Origin of the sequence: Streptomyces tendae (assembly GCF_008632955.1) — a bacterium.
Classification (GTDB): domain Bacteria; phylum Actinomycetota; class Actinomycetes; order Streptomycetales; family Streptomycetaceae; genus Streptomyces.
Genome location: NZ_CP043959.1, coordinates 810,083 through 835,154 on the forward strand (window position 1 = coordinate 810,083; position 25,072 = coordinate 835,154).

21 protein-coding genes and 1 riboswitch are annotated in these 25,072 nt (G+C 73.0%); of the genes, 18 read left to right on the forward strand and 3 right to left on the reverse strand.

The window, feature by feature from the left end; translation table 11 throughout:
• The first annotated feature begins 381 nt into the window (after positions 1–381).
• Positions 382–1,020 carry a phosphoribosylglycinamide formyltransferase gene (purN, locus tag F3L20_RS03905; RefSeq protein WP_150152225.1) on the forward strand — a complete coding sequence of 213 codons (639 nt, stop codon included), beginning with the start codon at positions 382–384 and terminating at the stop codon, positions 1,018–1,020.
• Positions 1,017–2,603: a bifunctional phosphoribosylaminoimidazolecarboxamide formyltransferase/IMP cyclohydrolase gene (gene purH, locus F3L20_RS03910; protein WP_150152227.1), complete on the forward strand. Its 1,587-nt coding sequence runs from the start codon at positions 1,017–1,019 to the stop codon at positions 2,601–2,603. The genes purN and purH overlap by 4 nt, the downstream gene beginning before the upstream one ends.
• A 264-nt stretch (positions 2,604–2,867) precedes the next feature.
• Here purH and F3L20_RS03915 read toward each other — a convergent pair whose 3' ends face one another.
• Positions 2,868–3,443: a proline-rich domain-containing protein gene (locus F3L20_RS03915; protein ID WP_150152229.1), complete on the reverse strand. Its 576-nt coding sequence runs from the start codon at positions 3,441–3,443 to the stop codon at positions 2,868–2,870.
• 294 nt (positions 3,444–3,737) lie between these two features.
• On the opposite strand from F3L20_RS03915, the gene F3L20_RS03920 reads away from it, so the two are divergent.
• The 12 genes from F3L20_RS03920 (at position 3,738) to F3L20_RS03975 (ending at position 18,802) form a co-directional block, all read left to right on the forward strand.
• On the forward strand, positions 3,738–4,592 hold the full coding sequence (locus tag F3L20_RS03920; RefSeq protein WP_150152231.1) for a bifunctional methylenetetrahydrofolate dehydrogenase/methenyltetrahydrofolate cyclohydrolase: 855 nt from the start codon (positions 3,738–3,740) through the stop codon (positions 4,590–4,592).
• On the forward strand, positions 4,582–5,088 hold the full coding sequence (locus F3L20_RS03925) for a DUF3017 domain-containing protein (protein WP_150152233.1): 507 nt from the start codon (positions 4,582–4,584) through the stop codon (positions 5,086–5,088). The genes F3L20_RS03920 and F3L20_RS03925 overlap by 11 nt, the downstream gene beginning before the upstream one ends.
• Before the next feature lie 407 nt (positions 5,089–5,495).
• Positions 5,496–6,608: a helix-turn-helix domain-containing protein gene (locus tag F3L20_RS03930; protein ID WP_150152235.1), complete on the forward strand. Its 1,113-nt coding sequence runs from the start codon at positions 5,496–5,498 to the stop codon at positions 6,606–6,608.
• Positions 6,609–7,063: 455 nt separating this feature from the next.
• On the forward strand, positions 7,064–8,053 hold the full coding sequence (locus F3L20_RS03935; RefSeq protein WP_150152237.1) for a malate dehydrogenase: 990 nt from the start codon (positions 7,064–7,066) through the stop codon (positions 8,051–8,053).
• 180 nt (positions 8,054–8,233) lie between these two features.
• Positions 8,234–9,916: a hypothetical protein gene (locus F3L20_RS03940; RefSeq protein ID WP_167534457.1), complete on the forward strand. Its 1,683-nt coding sequence runs from the start codon at positions 8,234–8,236 to the stop codon at positions 9,914–9,916.
• Positions 9,917–9,918: 2 nt separating this feature from the next.
• Positions 9,919–10,272, forward strand: coding sequence for a hypothetical protein (locus F3L20_RS03945; protein WP_150152239.1), 354 nt, complete (start codon positions 9,919–9,921; stop codon positions 10,270–10,272).
• Positions 10,273–10,282: 10 nt separating this feature from the next.
• Positions 10,283–11,245: a hypothetical protein gene (locus F3L20_RS03950; RefSeq protein WP_150152241.1), complete on the forward strand. Its 963-nt coding sequence runs from the start codon at positions 10,283–10,285 to the stop codon at positions 11,243–11,245.
• 245 nt (positions 11,246–11,490) lie between these two features.
• Positions 11,491–13,011 carry an aldehyde dehydrogenase family protein gene (locus F3L20_RS03955; protein WP_150152243.1) on the forward strand — a complete coding sequence of 507 codons (1,521 nt, stop codon included), beginning with the start codon at positions 11,491–11,493 and terminating at the stop codon, positions 13,009–13,011.
• Positions 13,012–13,175: 164 nt separating this feature from the next.
• Positions 13,176–14,708 (forward strand): GMC family oxidoreductase, encoded by a 1,533-nt coding sequence (locus F3L20_RS03960; protein ID WP_150152245.1) that lies wholly within the window; start codon positions 13,176–13,178, stop codon positions 14,706–14,708.
• Positions 14,705–15,895 carry a quaternary amine ABC transporter ATP-binding protein gene (locus F3L20_RS03965; protein ID WP_276615859.1) on the forward strand — a complete coding sequence of 397 codons (1,191 nt, stop codon included), beginning with the start codon at positions 14,705–14,707 and terminating at the stop codon, positions 15,893–15,895. The genes F3L20_RS03960 and F3L20_RS03965 overlap by 4 nt, the downstream gene beginning before the upstream one ends.
• Positions 15,895–17,844 carry an ABC transporter permease gene (locus F3L20_RS03970; RefSeq protein ID WP_150152247.1) on the forward strand — a complete coding sequence of 650 codons (1,950 nt, stop codon included), beginning with the start codon at positions 15,895–15,897 and terminating at the stop codon, positions 17,842–17,844. The genes F3L20_RS03965 and F3L20_RS03970 overlap by 1 nt, the downstream gene beginning before the upstream one ends.
• Position 17,845: 1 nt before the next feature.
• On the forward strand, positions 17,846–18,802 hold the full coding sequence (locus F3L20_RS03975) for an ABC transporter substrate-binding protein (protein WP_150152249.1): 957 nt from the start codon (positions 17,846–17,848) through the stop codon (positions 18,800–18,802).
• 4 nt (positions 18,803–18,806) lie between these two features.
• Here F3L20_RS03975 and F3L20_RS03980 read toward each other — a convergent pair whose 3' ends face one another.
• Positions 18,807–19,313 (reverse strand): carboxymuconolactone decarboxylase family protein, encoded by a 507-nt coding sequence (locus F3L20_RS03980; RefSeq protein ID WP_150152251.1) that lies wholly within the window; start codon positions 19,311–19,313, stop codon positions 18,807–18,809.
• A gap of 47 nt (positions 19,314–19,360) precedes the next feature.
• On the opposite strand from F3L20_RS03980, the gene F3L20_RS03985 reads away from it, so the two are divergent.
• The 4 genes from F3L20_RS03985 (at position 19,361) to F3L20_RS04000 (ending at position 24,132) form a co-directional block, all read left to right on the forward strand.
• Complete coding sequence (locus F3L20_RS03985) at positions 19,361–20,746, forward strand: PLP-dependent aminotransferase family protein (RefSeq protein ID WP_150152253.1); 1,386 nt, start codon at positions 19,361–19,363, stop codon at positions 20,744–20,746.
• Between the two features lie 187 nt (positions 20,747–20,933).
• Complete coding sequence (locus tag F3L20_RS03990) at positions 20,934–21,266, forward strand: hypothetical protein (protein WP_150152255.1); 333 nt, start codon at positions 20,934–20,936, stop codon at positions 21,264–21,266.
• 6 nt (positions 21,267–21,272) lie between these two features.
• Positions 21,273–22,457 (forward strand): glutathionylspermidine synthase family protein, encoded by a 1,185-nt coding sequence (locus tag F3L20_RS03995; RefSeq protein ID WP_150152257.1) that lies wholly within the window; start codon positions 21,273–21,275, stop codon positions 22,455–22,457.
• Between the two features lie 101 nt (positions 22,458–22,558).
• Positions 22,559–22,645, forward strand: a riboswitch (ZMP/ZTP riboswitch).
• Between the two features lie 35 nt (positions 22,646–22,680).
• On the forward strand, positions 22,681–24,132 hold the full coding sequence (locus F3L20_RS04000; protein ID WP_150152259.1) for a glycine hydroxymethyltransferase: 1,452 nt from the start codon (positions 22,681–22,683) through the stop codon (positions 24,130–24,132).
• A gap of 21 nt (positions 24,133–24,153) precedes the next feature.
• Here the strand turns inward: F3L20_RS04000 and F3L20_RS04005 are convergent, their stop codons facing one another.
• Entirely contained in the window at positions 24,154–24,882 is a 729-nt protein-coding gene (locus F3L20_RS04005; RefSeq protein WP_240810831.1) for a hypothetical protein, read from the reverse strand.
• Positions 24,883–25,072: the final 190 nt, after the last annotated feature.

A 25,072-nucleotide genomic window follows, 5' to 3' on the forward strand; every position in this document is an offset into this window, starting at 1 on the left:
AGCGTCTTCCCCTTTGTGAAGCACGGCGTGGTCCGGCGTGACCGCCTCGCACGACCTATCGACTACGAGTGAGCTGTGAGCTGGTGCGTTCCCGTCAGCTCCGCGCGGCCCGGGTCCGTCGCCCTGTGAACGATCGGTGCGCGGTCGGCGTTCCCGTGCGCCCCGGCGTCCAGGGACCGGCGTACCCCGGCCGGCTCCCACCAGACGCTACCTTCCGGCCAGGCCCCCGTCCCGTGGGGGCCCGTCGGGAGTGCCGGTATCGTTGCTGCCGGTCGGCCGCTTCGTAGGCTTCCCCGTATCACGGGGCGCGAAGCATTCGTAGGAATGTACAAAGCGCTGTGCCGCCGACCGTACAGACGCTCCCCGAGAAAGGGCCCCACCGTGGCCGCCAAGCCCGTGGCCGAGCGCGCCAGGCGTCTCGTCGTGCTGGTCTCCGGATCCGGCACCAACCTCCAGGCGCTCCTCGACGAGATCGCCGCCACCGGCACCGAGGCCTACGGGGCCGAGGTCGTCGCGGTCGGCGCCGACCGCGAGGGCATCGAGGGGCTGGCCCGGGCCGAGCGTGCCGGGCTGCCGACCTTCGTGTGCAAGGTCAAGGACCACCCGGTTCGGGAGGAATGGGACGCGGCGCTCGCCGAGGCGGTCGCCGCGTACGAGCCCGACCTCGTGGTGTCCGCCGGGTTCATGAAGATCGTGGGGAAGGAGTTCCTCGCGCGCTTCGGCGGGCGGTTCGTGAACACCCACCCCGCCCTGCTGCCCAGTTTCCCGGGAGCCCACGGCGTACGGGACGCGCTCGCGTACGGCGCCAAGGTCACCGGCTGCACCGTCCACTTCGTCGACGACGGCGTCGACACCGGACCGATCATCGCGCAGGGCGTGGTGGAGGTCCGGGACGAGGACGACGAGAGCGCTCTGCACGAGCGCATCAAGGAAGTCGAGCGAAAGCTGCTCGTCGAGGTCGTGGGGCGGCTCGCCCGCAACGGCTATCGCATCGAGGGACGAAAGGTAGTTATCCAGTGACCGCCGAGAGCAACAAGCGGGCCATTCGACGGGCGCTCGTCAGCGTCTACGACAAGACCGGCCTCGAAGATCTCGCGCGCGGCCTGCACGAGGCCGGGGTGGAGCTCGTCTCCACCGGGTCCACCGCCGCGAAGATCGCCGCCGCGGGCGTCCCCGTGACCAAGGTCGAGGAGCTCACCGGCTTCCCCGAGTGCCTGGACGGCCGCGTCAAGACGCTGCACCCCAAGGTCCACGCCGGCATCCTCGCCGACCTGCGCCTCGCCGACCACCAGCAGCAGCTGAAGGACCTCGGTGTGGAGCCGTTCGACCTCGTGGTCGTGAACCTCTACCCGTTCCGCGAGACCGTCGCCTCCGGTGCCACGCCCGACGAGTGCGTGGAGCAGATCGACATCGGCGGCCCCTCGATGGTCCGTGCCGCCGCCAAGAACCACCCGTCGGTCGCCGTCGTCACCAGCCCCGCCCGCTACGGCGACGTCCTCGCCGCGGTCCAGGACGGCGGCTTCGACCTCACCACCCGCAAGCGGCTCGCCGCCGAGGCCTTCCAGCACACGGCCGCCTACGACGTGGCGGTCGCCTCCTGGTTCGCCTCCGAGTACGCACCCGTCGACGACTCGCAGTTCCCCGACTTCCTCGGCGCCACCTGGGAGCGCAAGAACACCCTCCGCTACGGCGAGAACCCGCACCAGCCGGCCGCGCTCTACGTATCGACCGTGTCCCACAGCGGCTCCGCAGCGGGGGGCGGCCTCGCCGAGGCCGAGCAGCTGCACGGCAAGGAGATGTCGTACAACAACTACACGGACACGGACGCCGCGCTCCGTGCCGCGTACGACCACGACGCCCCGGCCGTCGCGATCATCAAGCACGCCAACCCGTGCGGCATCGCGGTCGGCGCGGACGTCGCCGAGGCGCACCGCAAGGCGCACGCCTGCGACCCGCTGTCGGCGTTCGGCGGGGTGATCGCGGTGAACCGCCCGGTCTCCAAGGAGATGGCCGAACAGGTCGCCGAGATCTTCACCGAGGTCATCGTGGCCCCGGACTACGAGGAGGGCGCCCTGGAGGCGCTCACTAAGAAGAAGAACATCCGCGTGCTGCGCGCCCCCGAGGCGCCGTCCGCCCCGGTCGAGGTCAAGCCGATCGACGGCGGCGCGCTGCTCCAGGTCACCGACCGCCTCCAGGCCGAGGGCGACGACCCGTCCACCTGGACGCTGGCCACCGGTGAGGCGTTGGGCGAGGCCGAGCTGGCCGACCTGGCGTTCGCCTGGAAGGCATGCCGCGCGGTGAAGTCCAACGCGATCCTGCTCGCCAAGGACGGCGCCTCCGTCGGCGTCGGCATGGGCCAGGTCAACCGCGTCGACTCCGCGAAGCTCGCCGTCGAGCGGGCCGGTGCCGAGCGGGCCCAGGGCTCCTTCGCCGCCTCGGACGCGTTCTTCCCGTTCCCCGACGGCCTGGAGATCCTCACCGAGGCCGGCGTGAAGGCCGTCGTCCAGCCCGGCGGTTCGGTCCGCGACGAGCAGGTCGTCGAGGCCGCGAAGAAGGCGGGCGTGACCATGTACTTCACGGGCACGCGGCACTTCTTCCACTGACGCGCGTGAGAGCGGGCCGTGTCCCCGCAGCCCCGGGGACACGGCCCGCCTGCGCGACCGGCCAGCAGGGGCGCGCACGCTCCGCGAGGACGCGGACGGCACCCCGCCGCCGGGCCTCCCGAGATCGGGTGCGGCCCGGGGGTGCGGAGGTGGCGTGAAAGGCGCGGTGCGGTGTCCGGGGCGCCCCCGGAACGCACCGAGGCCGTGTCCCCCGGGAACGGGGACACGGCCTCGTGACGTGTGCGGCGGGCGGACGCCCGCGCATCAGTACCTCGGGCGCCGGAACCATTCGGTGCTGGCCCGCTTCGCGCAGAACACGATCACCAGGATCGACACGACCCAGATGACCAGGCCGAGCAGGTAGAGGGCGAGTGCGAAGAGGCCGCTGACGATCGCGAACGACGCGTACACGATCGAGCAGACGCGGACCGAGCTGCCGCCCTTGGCGTACTGCAGCAGAAGGACGAGGCCGAGGATCGCGAAGACGGCGGCCAGGCCGGCGAAGAAGACGACGACGCCCTTGCCCAGGTCGGCGAAGCGCTCGGCCTCGGCGTCACCGGTGATGCCTGCCTCGCGCATCTGCTCGTCCCACTGCGCCAGCGCCACGCCGTACACAGCCGCGATGATCACGTGTGCGACGGCGATCACGCCGAGCAGGATCTGCGCCGCGCGCGTGATGCCGGGCATCTGCGTGGGGACGTAACCGCCGCCGTAGGGCTGGGCCGCCGGCGGGGCCGAGGGGTACCCGTAGCCGGGCTGGCCGGGCTGCTGGGGGTAGCCGTAACCGGGCGGCTGGCCCTGGGGAGCCCCGTAGGGGTTGTTCGGGTCGCCGTAACTCATGGCGCTTCTTCCTCCGTTGCGCTGCTGGTGCGGGGACGACGCGAGGCACGTCGCGGAGGAAGTACTACAGATGCGGTCCGTCCCCCCGGTTCTGCCCGCGGCACTGTGCGCTCATCGTTCTTGACCGTTCCTTTCCTTGTCCAGCCGTACGACACAGGTGTTGTGCAAGTGCAACATCGTGATCTTGCCCGGATCGGTACCGGTGGTGAGGCGAAGGCCCGGTACGGCCCAGCGCGGCGGACCGGAATGCGGGCGGATTGGAACCGGGGGCCGGTCATCCGCGAGGATGGGGCCATGACCGCCCAGATTCTCGATGGCAAGGCCACCGCAGCCGAGATCAAGTCCGATCTGACCGCCCGCGTGGCGGCGCTGAAGGAGAAGGGCGTCACGCCCGGCCTCGGCACGATCCTCGTGGGGGACGACCCCGGCAGCCAGAAGTACGTCGCCGGCAAGCACCGGGACTGCGCCCAGGTGGGCATCGCCTCCATCCAGCGCGAACTGCCCGGCACCGCCACGCAGGAGGAGATCGAGGCGGTCGTCCGCGAGCTGAACGAGGACCCGGCCTGCACCGGGTACATCGTCCAGCTGCCGCTCCCCAAAGGCATCGACGAGAACCGCATCCTCGAGCTGATGGACCCGGAGAAGGACGCCGACGGCCTCCACCCGATGAACCTCGGCCGCCTCGTCCTCAACGAGCCGGCCCCGCTGCCCTGCACCCCCAACGGCATCATCACCCTGCTGCGCCGCCACGGCGTGGAGATCAAGGGCGCCGAGGTCGTGGTCGTCGGGCGCGGCGTCACCATCGGCCGCCCGATGCCGCTGCTGCTGACCCGGCGCAGCGAGAACGCCACCGTGACCCAGTGCCACACCGGCACCCGTGACCTGTCGGCGCACCTGCGCCGCGCGGACATCATCGTGGCCGCCGCGGGCAGCGCCCATCTGATCCGGCCGGAGGACGTCAAGCCGGGTGCGGCCGTCCTCGACGTCGGTGTCTCCCGCAGCGCCGAGGGCAAGATCGTGGGCGACGTCCACCCGGGCGTCGCCGAGGTGGCCGGCTGGGTCGCGCCGAACCCCGGCGGCGTCGGCCCGATGACCCGTGCCCAGTTGCTGGTCAACGTGGTCGAGGCGGCGGAGCGCAGTGTCGGCTGAGCGGAACGCACCGGACACCTCCGACGCCCCCGCGGTACCGGAGGAGACCGAGAATCTCACCGTCCGCGACCCGGTCAGCGCGCCCGACGCCGAGGGCCGACCGCGCCGGGTCACGCGCCGGTTCCCCTTGTTCACCCGGGACACCGCGCGCCCCGAGGGCGGCGGCCGGGCGGCCCCCGGTGACGCGCCGGCGCCCGCCCGGCAATGGCCGATCCTGGCCGTGCTGCTCGCGGTGGGCCTCGGTCTGCTGCTGACCGCGCTGGACGTGTTCCGGGTCGGGCTGCTGCTGATCGGCGCGGCGCTGCTGGCCGGGGCCGTGCTGCGGTGGGTGGTGCCCGACGTCGGGATGCTCGCCGTGCGCTCCCGCTTCACCGACATCGTCACGTACGGCGGACTGGGTCTGGTGATCGTGGTGCTGGCGCTGATGGTGCAGCCGGATCCGCTGCTGCAGATCCCTTTCCTGCAGGACATGCTGCACTTCACGGTCGACAGCTGAGCCGGGCGGCCGGCCGGGACGGCGGCCCGTCCACACCCCCGTGAGAGGACGGGCCGCCGCCGCGCACCACACTCCTGCACGGTGAACGGCCTGTTCAACGGCTGCCCGGCCGCTGTGGCACGGAAGTGACCGTTCCGGTACGTGGCCCGGAATCCCCGTACAGCCTTGCGAAGACTCATGCGTGGGTTCCGGGGTTCCGTTCGGGCGGGGGACCGACCGGTGGGACACTGGGGCGCGAGCAACCGGGCGGGCGACGCCGCACGCGCCCTGTTGCTCCCGTGCGCCCCCACCCCGGGAACTGGGACCCGGCCCGGTGGCATCCCTGTGGGTAGCCAGTCGGGACGTGGCAATGGGCACCATGCGCGAGGGAAACACCAGCACGAACCGGGGGGAAGAGGGGGAGAGCAATGCCTCGTTGGAAGGCTTTGCCGGAGGAACTCGATCCGCAGATCAGAGAGTTCACCAGTCAGCTCAGGCGGCTGGTGGACCGCAGCGGTCTGAGCGTCGCGTCCGTCGCCGACCGCACGGGCTACAGCAAGACGTCCTGGGAGCGCTATCTGAACGGGCGGCTGCTCGCGCCGAAGGGTGCGATCGTGGCCCTGGCCGAGGTCACCGGGACCAACCCGGTGCACCTCACCACCATGTGGGAGCTCGCCGAGCGCGCATGGAGCCGCTCGGAGATGCGGCACGACATGACCATGGAGGCGATCCGGATCTCGCAGGCGCGGGCCGCGCTCAGCGAGCTGGCCGGCCCGCCGTCGGGCGGCGGCGGACGCTCGCGCGGGGGCGCGGCGCGTCCGGGGGTCGCCGGCCCGGCCGGTGTGTCACCGAGCGTGCCACCGCAGCCCACCGCCACCGACGTGCGCGACGCGGCCGGCGGCACCGGCACGCCCGGCGTCAACTCCTGGGGGGTCGCCGCGCCGGACGCCGTGCATCCGGGGGCGTACGGCCCCGGGGCGTCCGCGGCGGGCGGTTACGGCCCGCCGCCCGTGGCCCCGTCCGGTCGCGACGGCGGTTCCGGCCGGCCCGCGGGCCGGCGGCGTACGGCGACGTTCCTCGTCGGCGCGCTGGGCGCGCTGGTGGTGGTCGCCGCCGCGCTGTACGTCACCGGGACCGAGGACGACAGGAAGAAGGCGCAGGCCTCCCCGTCGCCCACCGTCACCAAGGAGGCCAAGCTTCCCCCGGGTGTGAAGTGCAGCGGCGAGAGCTGTGACGGCAAGGACGCCGAGGTCATGGGGTGCAGCGGCGACCTGGTCACCACGGCGAGCACGGCGACCGTCGGCGCCACCACCGTCGAGGTCCGCTACAGCAAGGTCTGCGGTGCCGCGTGGGGGCGCATCACCCAGGCCACGCAGGGCGACGCGGTCGAGATCGCGGCGGGCGCCTTCCGGCAGACCGACTCCGTCGACGCGGCCGGTGACACCGTCACGTACACCCCGATGGTGCCGGCCGGCAGTGCCACCGAGGCCAAGGCCTGCGCGGTGCTGGCCGCGACCGGTGAGAAGGGCTGCACCGGGTAGCGGGCGCCGCCCGGGCACGGTGGCCGGATCCCTCATCTGCGTGGGCCGTAAGGGTCCTTACATGTGAGGGATCCGTGGTGATGCGAATGGTGCGTCGGAGGGCGGGCACGCGAAAAGTACCCCCACGGGATTCCGGCACGGTCGGTCCCGGACGGCGGCCGCCCCGTCCCCACCTCTCCCGGACGGAGCGGCCGCCCCTCTCTCCCCCCGTCTCTTCGCCGTTGCCGGTTACCCGGTGCCCGGACGGTGACTCTGTGGGACGGGCCACAGGGAGCCCGGCCGTGCGCGCCCTCGGATGCGCGATAGCCTGACCGCTGGATCTCTCTTGACGCCAAGAGATCGATCATTCGAACCGGTGATCGATCATCGTGGCGGATGCCGGTCACGAGCCGGAGCGGGATCCCGCACCAGGGGGCAGGGACCGCCCCACCGCCAGCTGTCATACGGAGAACGCCATGACCCGCACTCCCGTGAACGTCACCGTCACCGGCGCGGCCGGCCAGATCGGTTACGCCCTGCTCTTCCGCATCGCCTCCGGCCAGCTGCTCGGCGCGGACGTGCCGGTCAAGCTGCGCCTGCTGGAGATCACCCCGGCGCTCAAGGCCGCCGAGGGCACCGCCATGGAGCTCGACGACTGCGCGTTCCCCCTCCTTCAGGGCATCGACATCACGGACGACCCGAACGTGGCCTTCGACGGCGCCAACGTCGGTCTGCTCGTCGGCGCCCGCCCTCGTACCAAGGGCATGGAGCGCGGTGACCTCCTCGAGGCCAACGGCGGCATCTTCAAGCCCCAGGGCAAGGCCATCAACGACCACGCCGCGGACGACATCCGCGTCCTGGTCGTCGGCAACCCGGCCAACACCAACGCCCTGATCGCCCAGGCCGCCGCCCCGGACGTCCCGGCCGAGCGCTTCACCGCGATGACCCGCCTGGACCACAACCGCGCGCTGACCCAGCTCGCGAAGAAGACGGGCTCGACGGTCGCCGACATCAAGCGGCTCACCATCTGGGGCAACCACTCCGCCACCCAGTACCCCGACATCTTCCACGCCACGGTGGCCGGCAAGAACGCCGCCGAGGTCGTCAACGACGAGAAGTGGCTGGCCGAGGAGTTCATCCCGACCGTCGCCAAGCGCGGCGCCGCCATCATCGAGGCCCGTGGCGCCTCGTCGGCCGCCTCCGCCGCCAACGCCGCCATCGACCACGTCCACTCCTGGGTCAACGGCACCCCGGAGGGTGACTGGGTCTCCATGGGCATCCCGTCCGACGGTTCCTACGGGGTGCCCGAGGGCCTCATCTCCTCCTTCCCGGTCACCGTGAAGGACGGCGCCTACGAGATCGTCCAGGGGCTGGAGATCAACGAGTTCTCCCGGACCCGAATCGACGCCTCCGTCAAGGAGCTCGAGGAGGAGCGCGAGGCGGTCCGCGGCCTCGGCCTCATCTGATCCCCGTCTCCCCCACCCTTCGCGGGGCCCCGTACCGGTTCGCCCGGTACGGGGCCCCGCGCCGCTGCGGCCCCAACCGCCACCCCTGTCAAACCGGTTCGCCCGGGCACGCCCTTCCCCTATGCTGATGGCCCGTCACTCCTCGTGGCGGTGTCGCCATTCGCGTATCGGGGGATCCGCGTGAGCACTGCCTACGTGCCGCAGCAGCCACAGCACACGGACGGGACGACGGCCGGCCTGCCGCCCGTGCCCCCGTACGCCAGCGAGGCGTCGAGGCTGCTGTGCGTGGGGACCTACCTGGACCCCGTCTACCGCAACCGTGTCATCGACGAGCTCTACCTCAACGAGCAGCGGGTCGTGGCACCCTCGCTCGGCTTCGACGCCGCCCGGGTCCTCGCCCACGCGCTGCGCGCCCGGCGTCTGGAGACGCAGTGGGCGGCGGCGATCCTCGGCCTGTGGGTGGTGGGCACGCTGGTCAGCGGGGGCCTGCTCGCCTACTTCCTGATCCCCGGCCTGCTGCTCGCCTTCGCGTCCCTGGTGCGCGGGACCGCCGCGTCCGTGTTCCGCTGGTGCGGCCGCGCCGCGACCGTGTGGTTCCTGTTCACCCTGGGCGCCGCCGCGTTCGGCGGCGGGGAGGACGGCGACTCCGGGTACGCGTCCTCCTACGACTCCGGCGGCGGCGATGTCCTGGGTTCGGTCGCCGAGAGCATCACGGCAGGCGTCCGCCCGTGGCAGGCCTGGTTCGGGATCGGCGTGCTCGTCCTCATCGGCCTGTGCGTGGCCGGCCGGCGCGACCAGTTCGCCCGCGTCCTCACCGTGGAACTCTCCCCGGCCCGCTTCCCCGACGCCACCGGCGACCTCGCCGAGCAGGCCCCCGGGCAGCGGTTCCGGCGGCTGACGCACCGCATCCGGCTGGAACAGCACGCGCCGCTCGTCATGTACCAGGAGGCGCGGCCGTTCTGCGGGGCGGGCAGGGCGCACGACACCTGGGTGCTCGCCGTCGAACTGCGGCCGGACGAGGAGAAGGAGCAGCAGCCGCTCAGCAACCGGGCGATCCTCGACCGGATCCGGCCCCTGCTGGAGCAGCTGCGGGTGCCCTCCGAGTACGCGGGCCCCGGTGTCCGGGACCGGCTGCGCCGCCTGGAGATCGACGAGTGCGTGTTCCTGCCCGTCGAGGGACTGCTCCGCCGCGACGAGGCGCCGTACGGAGCGGCGGAGTTCGAGCAGCACCGGACCCGGGCCGTGGAGGAGGGCGGCGAGAAGCGACGGCACTTCCTGCGCATCCGCGTCGGCGGCTGGGAGGAGGAGCTGGTCGTCACCGTCTTCGTCCGCCTCCACACGCAGGGCCGGATGCTGATGCTGGAGGTCGCCCCGCACGTGCTCGCCCCGGTCCGCGCGGACTTCAAGGACGCCGACCGCACCTGGCAGGGGTTCCACGACAACCGGACGGGCCGGATCGCCGGCGCGGCCGTCCGGGTGCCCCGCTCCGTCGGCGACGCGCTGCTCACCCTCGGCCGGGGCGTGCCCTACGCGTGGCGGCTGCTGACCGGCGGCCACGCGCAGGCGCTGCCCGACGGGCCCGCCCTGTCGGTGCGGGAACTGGCCGCGGTCGGCCGCGGGTCCACCTTCCAGGAGATGGACGTCGCCCGGTACCTGCGCAGCGTCCAGGACCGCGTCAGCCGCGGGGTGCGGCTGGCCCTGGGTGAAGCGGGCTACGAGACCGGCGAGTTCGTCCAGAAGATCGTCAACATCAGCAACGGCGCGGTGCACATCGGGCGCGCCGACAACTCCTCGTTCGCCTTCGGCGACCACGCGCGCGCCGAGACGAGGGGCGGCTCCGCGCCGCAGAAGGGATCCGACTAGCGATGGCATCCGACGAGCCCAACGTCAGCATCGGCCGCGCCGACAACTCCGCCTTCGCGTTCGGCGCGAACGCCCGCGCGGAGACCCGGAACACCGCCGCGCCGGCGCGGGACGAGACCGCAGAGCAGCTCCTGGCGGCCGTGCGTGAACTGCGCGGCGACCTCGCCCGGCTGAGGGAGAACGAGCAGGCCGCACGCCTGGACGCGACCCTCGCCGAGACCGAGGAGGAGATCACCCGGACCGGTACGGCCGGCGAGGGCCGTGTGCGGCGGCTGCGCGAGGGTCTCGCGGACGCCCAGAGCATCCTGACCCTGTTCGCGTCGGCCGGGACCGTCGCCGGGCTGCTGGGAATGTGAGAGGGACGCCATGACCGGGGGACAGCGGTACTGGAACGAGGACACCCAACGCTGGGAGGACGGCACCACCGCCCCGGCCACGCCGCCGCCCCCGCCCGTCCGGAGTTCCTCCGCCCGCCCCGACGTGGGCCCGGGCGGTGTGCCGGACCCGGACGCGCCGACGGGCGTACTGCCCCCGCTTCCTGCCGAGAACTGGTCCCTGCCGGAGCCGCCGCGGCCCGCCGCCCGGCCGTTCGCCGGCCGCCGGCTGGTGTGGGGCGTGCTGGGCGGGGCCGCCGCGGCCGGTGTCGCCGTGGCTCTGATCCTGACGTCGGTCCTCGGGGACGACGGCACGGACGGCCGTCCGGGCGACCGGGCCGGCGGCGCGGCCGGCACGCAGGCACCGCCACCGGCCGACGAGGAGGCGCCCGGTCCGACGGACGTGGGCACCAGCGGCGTGGAACCGTCGTCCGACCCCTCGTCCTCCCCGTCCGGCGGGACGCCGGAACTCCCCGAGGGCTACGAACTCCACGAGGACCCCGAGGGCTTCACCATCGCCCGCCCGACCGGCTGGGAGCGAGAGAGCGTGACGTCCCAGCACGGCATGGACGTCGTCAACTACCGCGCCCCCGACGGGTTCCGCCGGCTCCAGGTGTACGAGATCGCGGAGCCCTCGCCGGAGGAGTCCTTCGAGGTGTTCCTGTCGGACGGGACACCGAAGGCGGAGGGCTTCGAGAAGGTCGCCCTGCTGCCCGTCGAGACGGGGGAGACGTCCGGGATGCGGCTGGAGTACCGGGCCCACTCCCTGCGCGGCGAACCCGAGGTGGGCAGCTGGCACATCCAGGACGTGCGCTTCCGCGCACCCGGTGACGGCAAGGTGTACGCGATCGCCGCGTACGGGGCGGCCACCGACGGCATCGATCCCGAACTGGACCTGGTGCTGACGGCCCTCGCGCACTTCTGCCCGCCGTCCACGACCTGCTCCCCGGAGTGATCCGGCGCGCCCTCCGGTCGTCCCGCGTCCGGCCCGCGCCCCATGACCGCCGTGTTCCGCACGACCGCCCTTCCCCGCACCCTTCCTCCCGTTCCGCCCCACCTGTTCCACTCCGCCCGTGACGGGGCGCACTTCCGGCCACGGATCTCGCATGCATCCGGGCCCCTTGGGCAGGAGCACCCGGTCCCGGGTAGCACCCCTGTGACCCCCGGGTGCTGAACAGGAACGGAAGGCAGTAACCGATCATGGCGGACAGCACAGAACTTCGAGCGCGCGACACCATCCACGCGGGAGGCGAGTGGCGGGCCGCCGTCTCCGGGGCCACCCGGGAGATCCTCGACCCGGCGGACGCCCGGCCGTTCGCCCTGGTCGCCGAGGGGGACGAGAAGGACACCGACCTCGCGGTGGCCGCCGCACGCCGCGCGTTCGACGAGGGCCCGTGGCCGCGCACCCCCGTCGCCGAGCGGGCCGCGCTGCTGCGCCGCGTGGCCCTACTCCTTGCACGGGACCGGGAGGAACTGGGCCTGCTGGAGAGCCGGGACGCGGGCAAGACCGCCGAGGAGGGGCGCGTCGACATCGACTGCGTGGCCGACGCCTTCCGTTACTTCGCCGACCTGGTCGCCGCCGAGGCGCCCGGCCGGGTGGTCGACGCCGGCTCACCCGACGTGCACAGCGTCGTGGTGCACGAGCCGGTCGGAGTCTGCGCGCTGATCACCCCGTGGAACTACCCGCTCCTGCAAGCGAGTTGGAAGATCGCGCCGGCCCTCGCGGCGGGCAACACCTTCGTCGTCAAGCCCAGCGAGATCACCCCGCTGACCACCGTCGCCCTCATCGGCCTGCTGGCCGAGGCGGGACTGCCCGCGGGCGTCGCCAACATCGTCACCGGTCCCGGCCACACCGTCGGCGCCCGGCTGGCCGAGCACCCGGACGTCGACCTCGTCTCCTTCACCGGCGGCCTGGTCAGCGGCATCAAGGTCGCCCAGGCCGCCGCCCCGTCCGTGAAGAAGGTGGCCCTGGAACTCGGCGGCAAGAACCCCAACGTGGTCTTCGCCGACGCCTGCGCCACCGAGGAGGGCTTCGACACCGCCGTCGACCAGGCCCTCAACGCGGCCTTCATCCACAGCGGGCAGGTGTGCTCGGCCGGTGCGCGGCTCATCGTCGAGGAGTCCGTGCGGGACCGTTTCGTCACCGAACTCGCCCGCCGCGCCGAGCGGATCCGGCTAGGCCGGGGCACCGAGGACGGCGTCGAGTGCGGCCCGCTGGTCTCCGCGCAGCAGCGCGACAAGGTCGAGAACTACGTCGAGTCCGCCCTCAAGGAGGGCGCGGTGCTGCGCTGCGGCGGCAAGCGCCCCGAGCCGTCCCCGGAACGCCCCGCCTCCGGCTACTTCTACGAGCCGACCGTCCTCGACCGCTGCCACCGCGCGATGCGCGTGGTGCGCGAGGAGGTCTTCGGGCCGGTCCTCACCGTCGAGACCTTCGGCACCGAGGACGAGGCCGTCGCCCTCGCCAACGACACCGAGTACGGGCTGGCCGGCGGCGTGTGGACCGCCGACCCCGGCCGGGCGCGGCGGGTGGCCGGACGGCTGCGGCACGGCACCGTGTGGATCAACGACTTCCACCCCTATCTCCCGCAGGCCGAGTGGGGCGGCTTCGGCAGGAGCGGCACGGGCCGCGAACTCGGCCCGGCCGGGCTCGCCGAGTACCGCGAGACCAAGCACGTCTACCAGAACCTGGCACCGGCGCCGGTGCGCTGGTTCCGCGGCTGACGCCGCGGCTCGCGGTGCCGTGGAACGCGCACGTCGCGTGGCGACCGCGGTGCCGTGCGGGCTGATCGCGCCCACGCGGCGGAGCCGCATGCCCACGCAGCCCGCGCCCCTTCAAGGGCGCCCCTCCCCGGGCGTCCCTTCAGTCCGAGCCCTTGGAGTAGCCCGTGACCCTGAACCCACCTGTCTACGACTACGTGGTCATAGGCGGCGGAACCGCTGGTTCCGTCATCGCCTCCCGCCTCACCGAGAACCCGGACGTCACCGTCGCCGTCATCGAGGGCGGCCCCAGCGACGTCGGCCGCGACGACGTACTGACGCTGCGCCGCTGGATGGGCCTGCTCGGCGGCGAACTCGACTACGACTACCCCACCACCGAGCAGCCACGCGGCAACTCGCACATCCGGCACAGCCGCGCCCGCGTCCTCGGCGGCTGCTCCTCGCACAACACCCTGATCGCCTTCAAGCCGCTGCCGTCCGACTGGGACGAGTGGGAGCAGGCCGGCGCCAAGGGTTGGGGCGCCGTGCAGATGGAGGCGTACTACGCGCGCCTGAAGAACAACATCGTCCCGGTCGACGAGAAGGACCGGAACGCCATCGCCCGGGACTTCGTCGACGCCGCGCGGACGGCGCTCGAGGTGCCCCGCATCGAGAGCTTCAACAAGAAGCCGTTCACCGAGGGCGTCGGCTTCTTCGACCTGGCCTACCACCCCGAGAACAACAAGCGCTCCTCGGCGTCGGTGGCGTATCTGCACCCGGTGATGGACGAGCGGCCCAACCTGACGCTCTGGCTGGAGACCTGGGCGTACCGGCTGGAGCTGAACGGCAGCCGCGCCGAGGGAGTGCACGTGCGCACGAAGGACGGCGAGGAGGTGCTGGTGCGCGCCCGCAACGAGGTGGTGCTGTGCGCGGGCGCCGTCGACTCGCCGCGCCTGCTGCTGCACTCCGGCATCGGGCCCCGGGCCGACCTGGAGGCGCTCGGCATACCCGTGGCGCACCATCTGCCCGGTGTCGGCGAGAACCTCCTCGACCACCCCGAGTCGGTGATCGTCTGGGAGACGGACGGACCCATCCCGGAGAACTCCGCGATGGACTCCGACGCCGGGCTGTTCGTGCGCCGCGACCCCGAACACGCGAGCCCCGACCTGATGTTCCACTTCTACCAGATCCCGTTCACCGACAACCCGGAGCGACTGGGCTACGAGCGGCCGGAGTCCGGCGTCTCCATGACCCCGAACATCCCCAAGCCGAAGAGCCGCGGACGGCTGTACCTCACCAGCGCCGACCCCGAGGTCAAGCCCGCCCTGGACTTCCGCTACTTCACCGACGAGGACGACTACGACGGCCGCACCCTGGTGGACGGCATCCGCATCGCCCGCGAGATCGCGAAGACCGAGCCGCTCGCCCACTGGCTCAAGCGCGAGGTGGCCCCGGGCCCGGACGTCACCGGCGACGAGGAGCTCGGCGAGTACGCCCGCAAGGTCGCGCACACCGTCTACCACCCGGCGGGCACCTGCAGGATGGGCGCCGCCGACGACGACCTGGCCGTGGTCGACCCCGAGCTGCGGATCAGGGGCCTGCAGGGCATCCGGATCGCGGACGCGTCCGTCTTCCCGACCATGACCGCCGTCAACCCGATGATCGGTGTGCTGATGGTCGGCGAGCGCGCCGTCGAGCTGATCGGTGGTGACGCCCGATGACCGCGACCGCCTCCTTCGCCCCCGCGTCCGACGCCGCCGCCCCCGTGTTCTCCGTCGACGGGCTGTGGAAGGTGTTCGGCCCCAAGGCCGGCCGGGTCCCCGGCGACCCGGAGCTCGCCGCCCTCGACCCGGCCGGGCTGCGCGCCCGCACCGGCTGCACGGCCGCCGTCCGCGACGTCTCCTTCGACGTCCGCAAGGGCGAGGTCTTCGTCGTCATGGGCCTGTCCGGATCGGGCAAGTCCACGCTGGTCCGCTGCCTCACCCGGCTGATCGAGCCGACCGCGGGCCGCATCGTCATCGACGGCGAGGACGTCCGCGCCATGGACAAGGCCAGGCTGCGCGCGCTGCGCCGGCACCGCGCCGCCATGGTCTTCCAGCACTTCGGCCTGCTGCCGCACCGGACCGTCCTCGACAACGTCGCCTACGGCCTGGAGATCCAGGGCATGGGCCGGTCCGAGCGGCGCGCGAAGGCCGCCGAGGTCGTCGCCAAGGTCGGCCTGGAGGGCATGGAGCAGCGCAGACCCGCCCAGCTCTCCGGCGGCCAGCGGCAGCGGGTGGGGCTGGCCCGCGCCCTCGCCGTCGACCCCGAGGTGCTGCTGTTCGACGAGCCGTTCAGCGCGCTCGACCCGCTGATCCGGCGCGACATGCAGGAGGAGGTCGTGCGGCTGCACCGCGAGGAGGGCCGCACGATGGTCTTCATCACCCACGACCTCCAGGAGGCCCTCAAGCTGGGTGACCGCATCGCCCTGATGCGCGACGGGCGCGTGGTCCAGCTCGGCACGCCCGAGGAGATCGTGGGCTCGCCCGCCGACGACTACGTGCGCGCCTTCGTCCGGGACGTCCCCCGCGAGCAGGTGCTGACCGTCCGTACGGCCATGCGCCCCGCCTCCTCCGCGACCGAGGCGGACACCGGCCCCGCGGTCCGCCCCGACGCGACGGTCTCCGAAGCCATCGAGGCGGTGTCCCGGGCCGGCACCTCCGCCCGCGTCCTGGACGCCGGCCGGTGCGTCGGCGTGGTCGACGCGGAGGCCCTGCTGAACGTGGTGGCCGGCGACGTGGCCCTGCCCGGCCGCACCTCCCGCGAGGTACCGGCCGCCGCGGAGGCCCCGGACCCCCGTGACGTGCCCCCTCGGCGGGGTGAGCCGGCCGCGCCGCCCGCTGCCGCCGCCGGTGGGGAGCCCGTGTGATGGCGACGCTCACCGCGGCCACGCCGAACACCGCACCGCCGGGCGTGCTCCGCCGCCCCGCCGTCCGCAAGCTCGCCGCGCTCGCCGTCGTCGCGGCCGTGCTGGTCCCCCTCGCGGCGGGCCGCTGGGGGAGCGGGGCCTGGCCGGACGCCCTCACTGTCGACCTCTCCGGGCCGCTCGGCAGGGCCAGTGACTGGATCGTCGACAACCGGGACTCCCACCCCCTCTTCCTCCACTTCCTCGGACACGTCAGCAACGTCGTCGTCATCGCCGTACGGGCCGTCTATCTCGCCCTCCTCGCCGTCGGCTGGGCGGGAGTGACCGCGGTGGCCGCGCTGACCGCCTGGCGCGTGGCGGGAGTCCGGCAGGCGCTCGGGACCGCCGCCGCGTTCCTCGCCTGCGGGCTGCTCGGCATGTGGGTGCCGACCATGCAGACGCTCGCCCTCATGGTGGTCGCGGTCGCCGTGTCCGTCCTGGTCGGGGCGCTGCTCGGGCTGGCCGCCGGCCTGTCCGACCGCACGCACCGGGGCCTGCGCCCGGTCCTCGACACCATGCAGGTCCTGCCGGCCTTCGCCTACCTGCTCCCCGTGGTGCTGGTCTTCGGCATCGGCGTCCCGGCGGCCGTCCTGGCCACGGTCGTCTACGCCGCCCCGCCGATGGCCCGGCTCACCGCGCTCGGGCTGCGCGGCGCGGACAAGGAGGTGCTGGAGGCGGTCGAGTCGCTCGGGACGACCGCCCGCCAGCGCCTGCTGACCGCCCGCATCCCGCTGGCCCGCAAGGAACTGCTGCTCGGCCTCAACCAGACGATCATGATGGCGCTGTCCATGGCCGTGATCGCCTCCGTGATCGGCGCGGGCGGTCTCGGCGACCGCGTCTACCAGGCGCTGGCCTCCGTCGACGTGGGGGCCGCGCTCGCCGCCGGCATCCCGATCGTGCTGCTGGCCGTCGTCCTCGACCGGGTCACCGGCGCGGCGGGCGCCCGCCTCGGCGACGCGCCCGCCCCGAACGCCCGCGTGCTCGGGGCGTACGCCCTGGCCGGCGCGGGCGTCGTCGCGGTCGCCGGACGCTTCGCGGGCCGGCTGGAGTGGCCCGAGAGCTGGGTCGTCGGCCTCGCCGAACCCGTCAACCGGGCCGTCGACTGGATGACCGCGCACCTGTACTCGGGCGTGCCCGTGGTCGGCGGCACCGCCGACTGGGCCGGCCGCTTCACCACCTGGGTGCTCGACCCGCTCCGCGACGGGCTGCAGTGGCTGCCCTGGTGGGGCGTGCTGCTGATCGTGGCCGCCCTGGCCTGGCTGATCGGCACCTGGCGCACCACGCTCACCGCCGTGCTCGCCATGGCCGCCATCGGGGTGCTCGGCGTGTGGCAGCCGTCGCTGGACACCCTGTCGCAGGTCCTCGCCGCCGTCGCCGTGACCCTCGTCATCGGCTTCGCCGCGGGGGTGGCCACCGCCCGCAGCGACCGCGTCGAACAACTGCTGCGCCCGGTGCTGGACGTCTTCCAGACCATGCCGCAGTTCGTGTACCTGATCCCGGTGGTCGCCCTGTTCGGGGTGGGCCGCGCCCCGGCCGTCGCCGCGGCGGTCGTCTACGCGCTGCCGGCCGTCGTCCGCATCACCGCCCAGGGCCTGCGCCAGGTGGACCCGGCCGCCCTGGAGTCCGCGCGCTCGCTCGGCGCGACCGGCGCCCAGCAACTGCGTCAGGTGCAGCTCCCGCTGGCCCGCCCGGCCCTGCTGCTCGCCGTCAACCAGGGCGTGGTCCTGGTTCTCGCCGTGGTCATCATCGGCGGCCTGGTCGGCGGTGGCGCGCTCGGCTACGACGTCGTCTTCGGTCTCGCCCAGGGCGACCTGGCGACCGGTCTGGTGGCCGGCGCCGCGATCGTCTGCCTGGGCCTGATGCTCGACCGGGTGACCCAGCCCACCGAACGCCGCGCGAAGAAGGGAGCGTGACATGCGATTCCGTACGATCCCCGCGGTGGCGGCGGGCTCCGCGCTTCTGCTGCTGACCGGGTGCGGCGCCGCCGACATGACCAAGCAGGCCTCGCCGTTCGCCAACGCGCGAGGGGCCAGGACGGTCACCCTGTCGGTGCAGTCCTGGGTCGGCGCCCAGGCCAACGTGGCCGTCGCCCAGTACCTGCTGGAGCACGAGCTCGGCTACCGCGTCGACACCGTCCAGGTCGACGAGGTGCCCGCCTGGGACGCCCTCAGCCAGGGCAGGGTCGACGCGATCCTGGAGGACTGGGGCCACCCGGACCAGGAGCAGCGCTACGTCGAGGACAAGAAGACCATCGTGGCCGGCGGCGACCTAGGCGTCACCGGGCATATCGGCTGGTTCGTGCCGACGTACTTCGCGAAGGAGCACCCGGACGTCACCGACTGGAAGAACCTGAACAAGTACGCCGATGAGTTCCGCACCCCGGAGAGCGGCGGCAGGGGCCAGCTGCTGGACGGCTCGCCGTCCTACGTCACCAACGACAAGGCGCTGGTGAAGAACCTGAAGCTGGACTACCGGGTGGTGTTCGCCGGCTCCGAGGCTGCGCAGATCACCCAGATCCAGCAGTTCGCCAAGGAGAAGAAGCCCTTCCTCACCTACTGGTACACCCCGCAGTGGCTGTCCGAGCAGGTGCCGATGACGGAGGTGAAGCTGCCGCCGTACGAGGAGGGCTGCGACGCGGAACCGGACGAGGTCGCCTGCGCCTATCCGCACACCCCGCTGCAGAAGTACCTCAACGCGGACTTCGCGCGCAGCGGCGGGGAAGCGGCCGAGCTGCTCAGGAACTTCCGGTGGACGACCGAGGACCAGAACGAGGTCTCTCTGATGATCGCCGAGCAGAAGCTGTCGCCGCAGGAGGCGGCGGAGAGGTGGGTGGACAGCCACCGCTCCGTGTGGGAGAAGTGGCTGCCCTGATCGTCTAGTGGTGCTGTCCCGGCTGGTAGTGGCCCGGAGTCATCCGGCAGGTCACGCCGAACCGGTTCCAGGCGTTGATCACCGCGATGGCGGCGATCAGCTGGGACAGCTCCGCCTCGTCGAACTGCTTGGCGGCCCGCTGGTACACCTCGTCGGGCACGAAGCCGTCCGTGAGGACCGTGACCGCGTCGGTCAGCTCGATCGCGGCCAGCTCCTTCTCCGTGTAGAAGTGCCGCGACTCCTCCCACGCGGCGAGCTGGATGATCCGCTCGACGCTCTCCCCGGCCGCGAGGGCGTCCTTGGTGTGCATGTCCAGGCAGAACGCGCAGTGGTTGAGCTGCGAGGCGCGGACCTTGACCAGCTCGGCCAGCTTCGGGTCCAGTCCCTTCCGGGCCGCGACGTCCAGCCGGACCATCGCCTTGTAGACCTCGGGGGCGTGCTTCGGCCACTCCAGACGGGCGGGCTCCTCGGCGGCGTACGGAGCCGTCCTGGTTGTGTCGGTGTTCGTCATGCCGTCGACCCTAGGAGCGAGGAAGCCCAGGAGTATGGTCCAGTTCCATGGCGGAACGCTGGGCCACTTTCGGCATCGACCTGCACCTCGACCCGGCCGGGCCCGGACTGCGGCGCGGCCTGACCGACGCCCTGCGCGAAGCGGTCCGCAGCGGCCGGCTCGCCCCGGACACCCGGCTGCCGTCCTCCCGCTCCCTCGCCGCCGACCTGGGCATCGCCCGCAACACCGTCGCCGACGCCTACGCCGACCTGGTCGCCGAGGGCTGGCTCACCGCCCGCCAGGGCTCCGGCACCCGGGTCGCCGCGCGCCCCGTCGCCGGCCCGCGCACCCCGGCTCCCGCGCCCCGCCGCACCCCCGGCCGGCTCCCGTACAGCCTGACCCCCGGCGTCCCCGAGCTCGCCTCCTTCCCCCGCACCGAATGGGTCAGGGCCACCCGCCGCGCCCTCGCCGCCGCCCCGCACGACGCCTTCGGCTACGGCGACCCGCGAGGCCGTCCGGAACTGCGCGAGGCCCTCGCCGGCTACCTCGCCCGGGTCCGGGGCGTGCGCGCCGACCCCGAGCACATGGTGGTCTGCTCCGGGTTCGCGCACGGCCTGCAACTCCTGAGCGAGGTGCTGCGGGCCCGCGGCGCCCGCACCCTCGCCGTGGAGTCCTACGGCCTGGACGTCCACTGGGACCTCGCCGCCCGCGCCGGCCTGGAGACCGTCCCGCTCGCCCGGGACGCCCTCGGCACCCGCGCCCAGGACCCCGGCGACGCCGACGCGGTGCTGCTCAGCCCGGCGCACCAGTTCCCGCTCGGCGGGGCGCTGCGCCCCGAGCGCCGGGCCGCCGTGGTCGAGTGGGCGCGCCGCACCGGCGGCCTGATCCTGGAGGACGACTACGACGGCGAGTTCCGCTACGACCGCCAGCCCGTCGGCGCCCTCCAGGACCTGGATCCCGGCCGGGTGGTGTATCTCGGCACCGCCAGCAAGTCCCTCGCCCCCGGCCTGCGGCTCGGCTGGATGGTGGTGCCGCCCTGGCTGCTGCCGGACGTCCTCACCCACGGCGGCGGCCGCTCCGTCGGCGTCGTGGACCAGCTCACCCTCGCCGAGTTCCTCACCTCCGGCGCCTACGACCGGCAGGTCCGCGCCGCCCGCCTGCGCTACCGCCGGCGCCGCGACGCCCTGGTCCGGGCCCTCGCCGAACGGGCGCCGCACGTCCGCGTCACCGGAGTCGCGGCCGGCCTGCACGCGGTCCTGCGGCTGCCGCCCGGCACCGAGCGGTCGGTCGAACAGGCGGCCACCTGGCAAGGGCTCGCCGTCAAGGGCCTGGAACGCTTCCGGCATCCCGACGCGACCGACCCCGCCGGGGACGCCCTGGTGGTCGGCTACGCGACCCCGCCCGACCACGCCTGGACGGGCACCCTGGAGGCCCTGCTCCGCGCCCTGCCGTGACCCGTGTCCGTGGTGGTTCCGTGACCGCCGACGGCCAATCACGCCCAAGAGGTGACAAACAGTCAGCGGGCAGGCGGGCGGGAGGAGGGGCTCCCGTGCGCGCGGCCCGCACGGTCTCTAGGCTGTCCGCCGCGAGCCGGCGACCACACGGGGACGGGCCGGCGCGACACGAGGGGGAGCGAAGGGCATGGCGCAGACACGGCGACGGCTGCGGTCCAGCACGGTGGTGCTGGGCGGCATGGGAGTGCTCGCGGCGGCACTGTCGGCCTGCGGGTCGGACCCGGACCGGCGGTGCGTGGACCGCAACAGCTACGACTTCGCCGACGGCTACAAGGTCGTCGCCGACAAGAACTGCTCGTCCTCCTCCGGCTCCGCGGGCAAGAGCCGGTCCCGTGCCACGAACGCCGACTGGTACTACGACGGCGACGTCAGCAACGGCTACGCCGACCGCGGCACCTTCAGCCGCAGCGAGGCCGTCGACCGCGGCGGCTTCGGCTGCTCCGGCAGCGGCGGGGGCTGAGCCGCGGTGGAACGGCGTACCACCGAGCCCCGCCCCGGCTGGCAGCGGACCGTGGAGGAGCAGGGGCTCATCTATCCCCTGACCCGCTACCCCGACGACTCCCTGCGCCCCTACTGGGACGAGAGCGCCTACTACGTCTTCGGCCTGGACGAGGTCGAGGCCCTGGAGGAGGTCGTCGAGGAACTGCACGCGCTGAGCCTGGCGGCGGCCGGGCACATCGTCACCGCGGGGCGCTTCGCCGACCTCGGCATCACCGATCCCCGCATCGTGCACGCGGTCACCGAGTCCTGGCACCGGCGGTCCGAACTGCCGTCCCTCTACGGCCGCTTCGACCTCCGCTACGACGGCACCGGCCCGGCGAAGCTGCTGGAGTACAACGCCGACACCCCCACCTCCCTGGTGGAGGCCGCCTCCCCCCAGTGGTTCTGGATGGAGGAGCGCTTCCCGGGCGCCGACCAGTGGAACTCCCTGCACGAACGGCTCGTCGACGCCTGGAAGAAGCAGGCCGCCCTCCTCCCGCCGGGCAGCCCTCTGTACTTCGCGCACTCCGCGGGCGACGAGTGCGGCGAGGACCTGATGACCGTCGCCTACCTCAAGGAGACGGCCGAACAGGCCGGCCTGGAGACCGACTGGCTCTCCGTGGAGGAGATCGGCTGGGACCGCCTCTCCGGACGCTTCGTCGACAAGCGGCTGCGGTTCATCCGCAGCATCTTCAAGCTGTACCCGTGGGAGTGGCTGACCACCGACCGCTTCGCCGGGCATGTGATCGACACCCTCGACAACGGCGGCGGCAGCGGCTCCACCCTCTGGATCGAGCCCGCCTGGAAGATGCTGCTCAGCAACAAGGCGCTGCTGGCGATCCTCTGGGAGCTGAACCCCGGCCACCCGAACCTCCTGCCCGCCTACCTGGATGGCCCGCGCGAGCTCGCGGACACCGCGGGCTGGGTCGCGAAGCCGCTGCTCGGCCGGGAGGGCGCGGGCGTGACGATCCACGGGCCCGGCACGGCACCCGTGGTCCGCGACGAGCCCTGCTGCTACCAGGAACTGGCCCCGCTGCCCGACTTCGACGGCAACCGCGTCGTCCTCGGCACCTGGGTGGTGGACCACGAGGCGGCGGGCCTCGGCATCCGCGAGTCCTCCGGTCTGGTGACGGACGAGTACGCCCGCTTCCTGCCGCACGTGATCCTGTAGGCGCGGCCCGTCGGCCCGTCGGCACGGCGGCACGGCGGCTCGGCGGGTGCTCCCGCATCGCGGACACCGGCCGCGCCGCCGGAACCCACCCGGTAACCTGGCCCGCGGGCCGTGACTGGCGCGCTGGGATGGGACCAACCATCGGGGAGCGGCCCGAGAGCAACGTGCCGTGCGCCTGGGCCATCCGTACCGTGAACGCTGAACGCAACGTCCGGAGGTCCCCATGTCTGCCGAGCAGCCGCTCACCCCCGAGTCCACCGCCTTCCGCTCCGCCCTCGACGTGATCCGCGCCGTCGAGCCGCGCGTCGCCGACGCGATCGGGCAGGAGGTCGCCGACCAGCGCGAGATGCTCAAGCTGATCGCCTCCGAGAACTACGCCTCCCCGGCCACCCTCCTGGCGATGGGCAACTGGTTCAGCGACAAGTACGCCGAGGGCACCGTCGGCCGCCGCTTCTACGCCGGCTGCCGCAACGTGGACACCGTGGAGTCGCTCGCCGCCGAGCACGCCAAGGAGCTGTTCGGTGCACGCCACGCCTACGTCCAGCCGCACTCCGGCATCGACGCCAACCTGGTCGCCTTCTGGTCCGTCCTCGCCCAGCGCGTCGAGCTGCCCGCCCTGGAGAAGGCCGGCGTCCGCCAGGTCAACGACCTCTCCGAGGAGGACTGGGCCGAACTGCGCCGCGCCTTCGGCAACCAGCGCATGCTCGGCATGTCCCTGGACGCCGGCGGCCACCTCACCCACGGCTTCCGGCCCAACATCTCCGGCAAGATGTTCGACCAGCGCTCCTACGGCACCGACGCGGCCACCGGTCTGATCGACTACGACGCACTGCGTGCCTCCGCCCGCGAGTTCAAGCCGCTGATCATCGTCGCCGGCTACTCCGCCTACCCCCGCCTGGTGAACTTCCGGATCATGCGGGAGATCGCCGACGAGGTGGGCGCCACGCTCATGGTCGACATGGCGCACTTCGCGGGCCTGGTCGCCGGCAAGGTCCTCACCGGGGAATTCGACCCGGTGCCGCACGCCCAGATCGTCACCACCACCACCCACAAGTCGCTGCGCGGCCCCCGCGGCGGCATGGTGCTGTGCGACGACTCGCTCAAGGACCAGGTCGACCGCGGCTGCCCGATGGTCCTCGGCGGTCCGCTGCCGCACGTCATGGCCGCGAAGGCCGTCGCCCTCGCCGAGGCCCGGCAGCCCGCCTTCCAGGACTACGCCCAGCGCATCGTGGACAACTCCCGCGCGCTCGCCGAGGGCCTGATGCGCCGCGGCGCCACCCTGGTCACCGGCGGCACCGACAACCACCTCAACCTGATCGACGTCGCCTCCTCCTACGGCCTCACCGGCCGGCAGGCCGAGGCGGCCCTGCTCGACTCGGGCATCGTCACCAACCGCAACGCCATTCCCGCCGATCCCAACGGCGCCTGGTACACCTCCGGCATCCGCGTCGGCACTCCGGCGCTGACCACGCGTGGTCTCGGCACGGCGGAGATGGACGAGGTCGCCGGTCTCATCGACCGCGTCCTCACGACGACCGAGCCCGGCACCACGAAGTCCGGTGCGCCGTCGAAGGCGTCCCACGTCCTCGACGAGAAGGTCGCCGACGAGATCTCGCGTCGGGCCACCGACCTCGTGGCCGGCTTCCCGCTGTACCCGGAGATCGACCTCGGCTGAAGGCGGGCCGCGGCCCCGGTGTCAGTGGTCCAGCAGCTGTTGCCGGGGTCCTGGGCCGTCCCCGTCCCGCCGCCCGCGTACGGCGGCCGCTCCCCGGAGTGCGTGGGGGCGCAGGAGCAGGGCCAGGACCGCTCCTGCCGCGAGGCCCGGTATCGCCCACCACCAGCCGGTGCCGTCGCCCGCCGTCTGTCGGGCCGCGGAGACCACGGGTGCCGTGCCGCCCGCGCCGTCCGGGGCGGCCTGCCCGTCGTCCGGCGGGACCGGGTCCACCGCGGGTGTGCGGTGGCCGGTGGCCGGGCCCGTCACGCCCAGTCCGTACAGGAACTTCCGCAGGTCGTAGGGGTCCTTGACGCCGTGCCAGACGCCGTCGTCGCCGTCGGTGACGTGGGTCGACGTGTGCACCCATACGTTCCGGGCGCCGTCCGGCAGGTGGATCTGGTGCACCCGCCAGGGCGTCACGTCATGCACCATCCAGGTCACGTTGACCTGCCGGCCCGAGGCGAGGGCGGCTTCCGGGGGCCTGGCGCGTGTGCCCGTGTCCGCCGGTGCGAGCAGGCGCTCCAGCTGGGTGTACTCCCTGTCGCTGTGGTACAGGGAGGCGGTCTCGCCGCTGGTCGGTGAGACCACCAGCACGCTGGTCGGGCCTCCTGCGGCGGCCGGGGTGGCGGCGCACAGCAGGAGGGCCGGTGCGGTCAGTGCGGCTGCCGCCGCTGCTGTCAGTTGTCGAAGGCGTTGTGTCCAGTCGCGCATTCCTGACCCCCCACTCGGTCGGGCGGACGCCGTGCGGCTCGCCCGTGCGGGCCGCCTGTCACTTCTGGTACACCGGTCGGGCCGGGCGGGTTCCCGGTCGGGTTTCCCGCCCCCGCCGCCCCTTCCCGTCCCGTCCCTGGGGCTGCGCCCCAGACCCCCTCGTCGGCCCTGGCGGGCCTCGTCCTCAAAC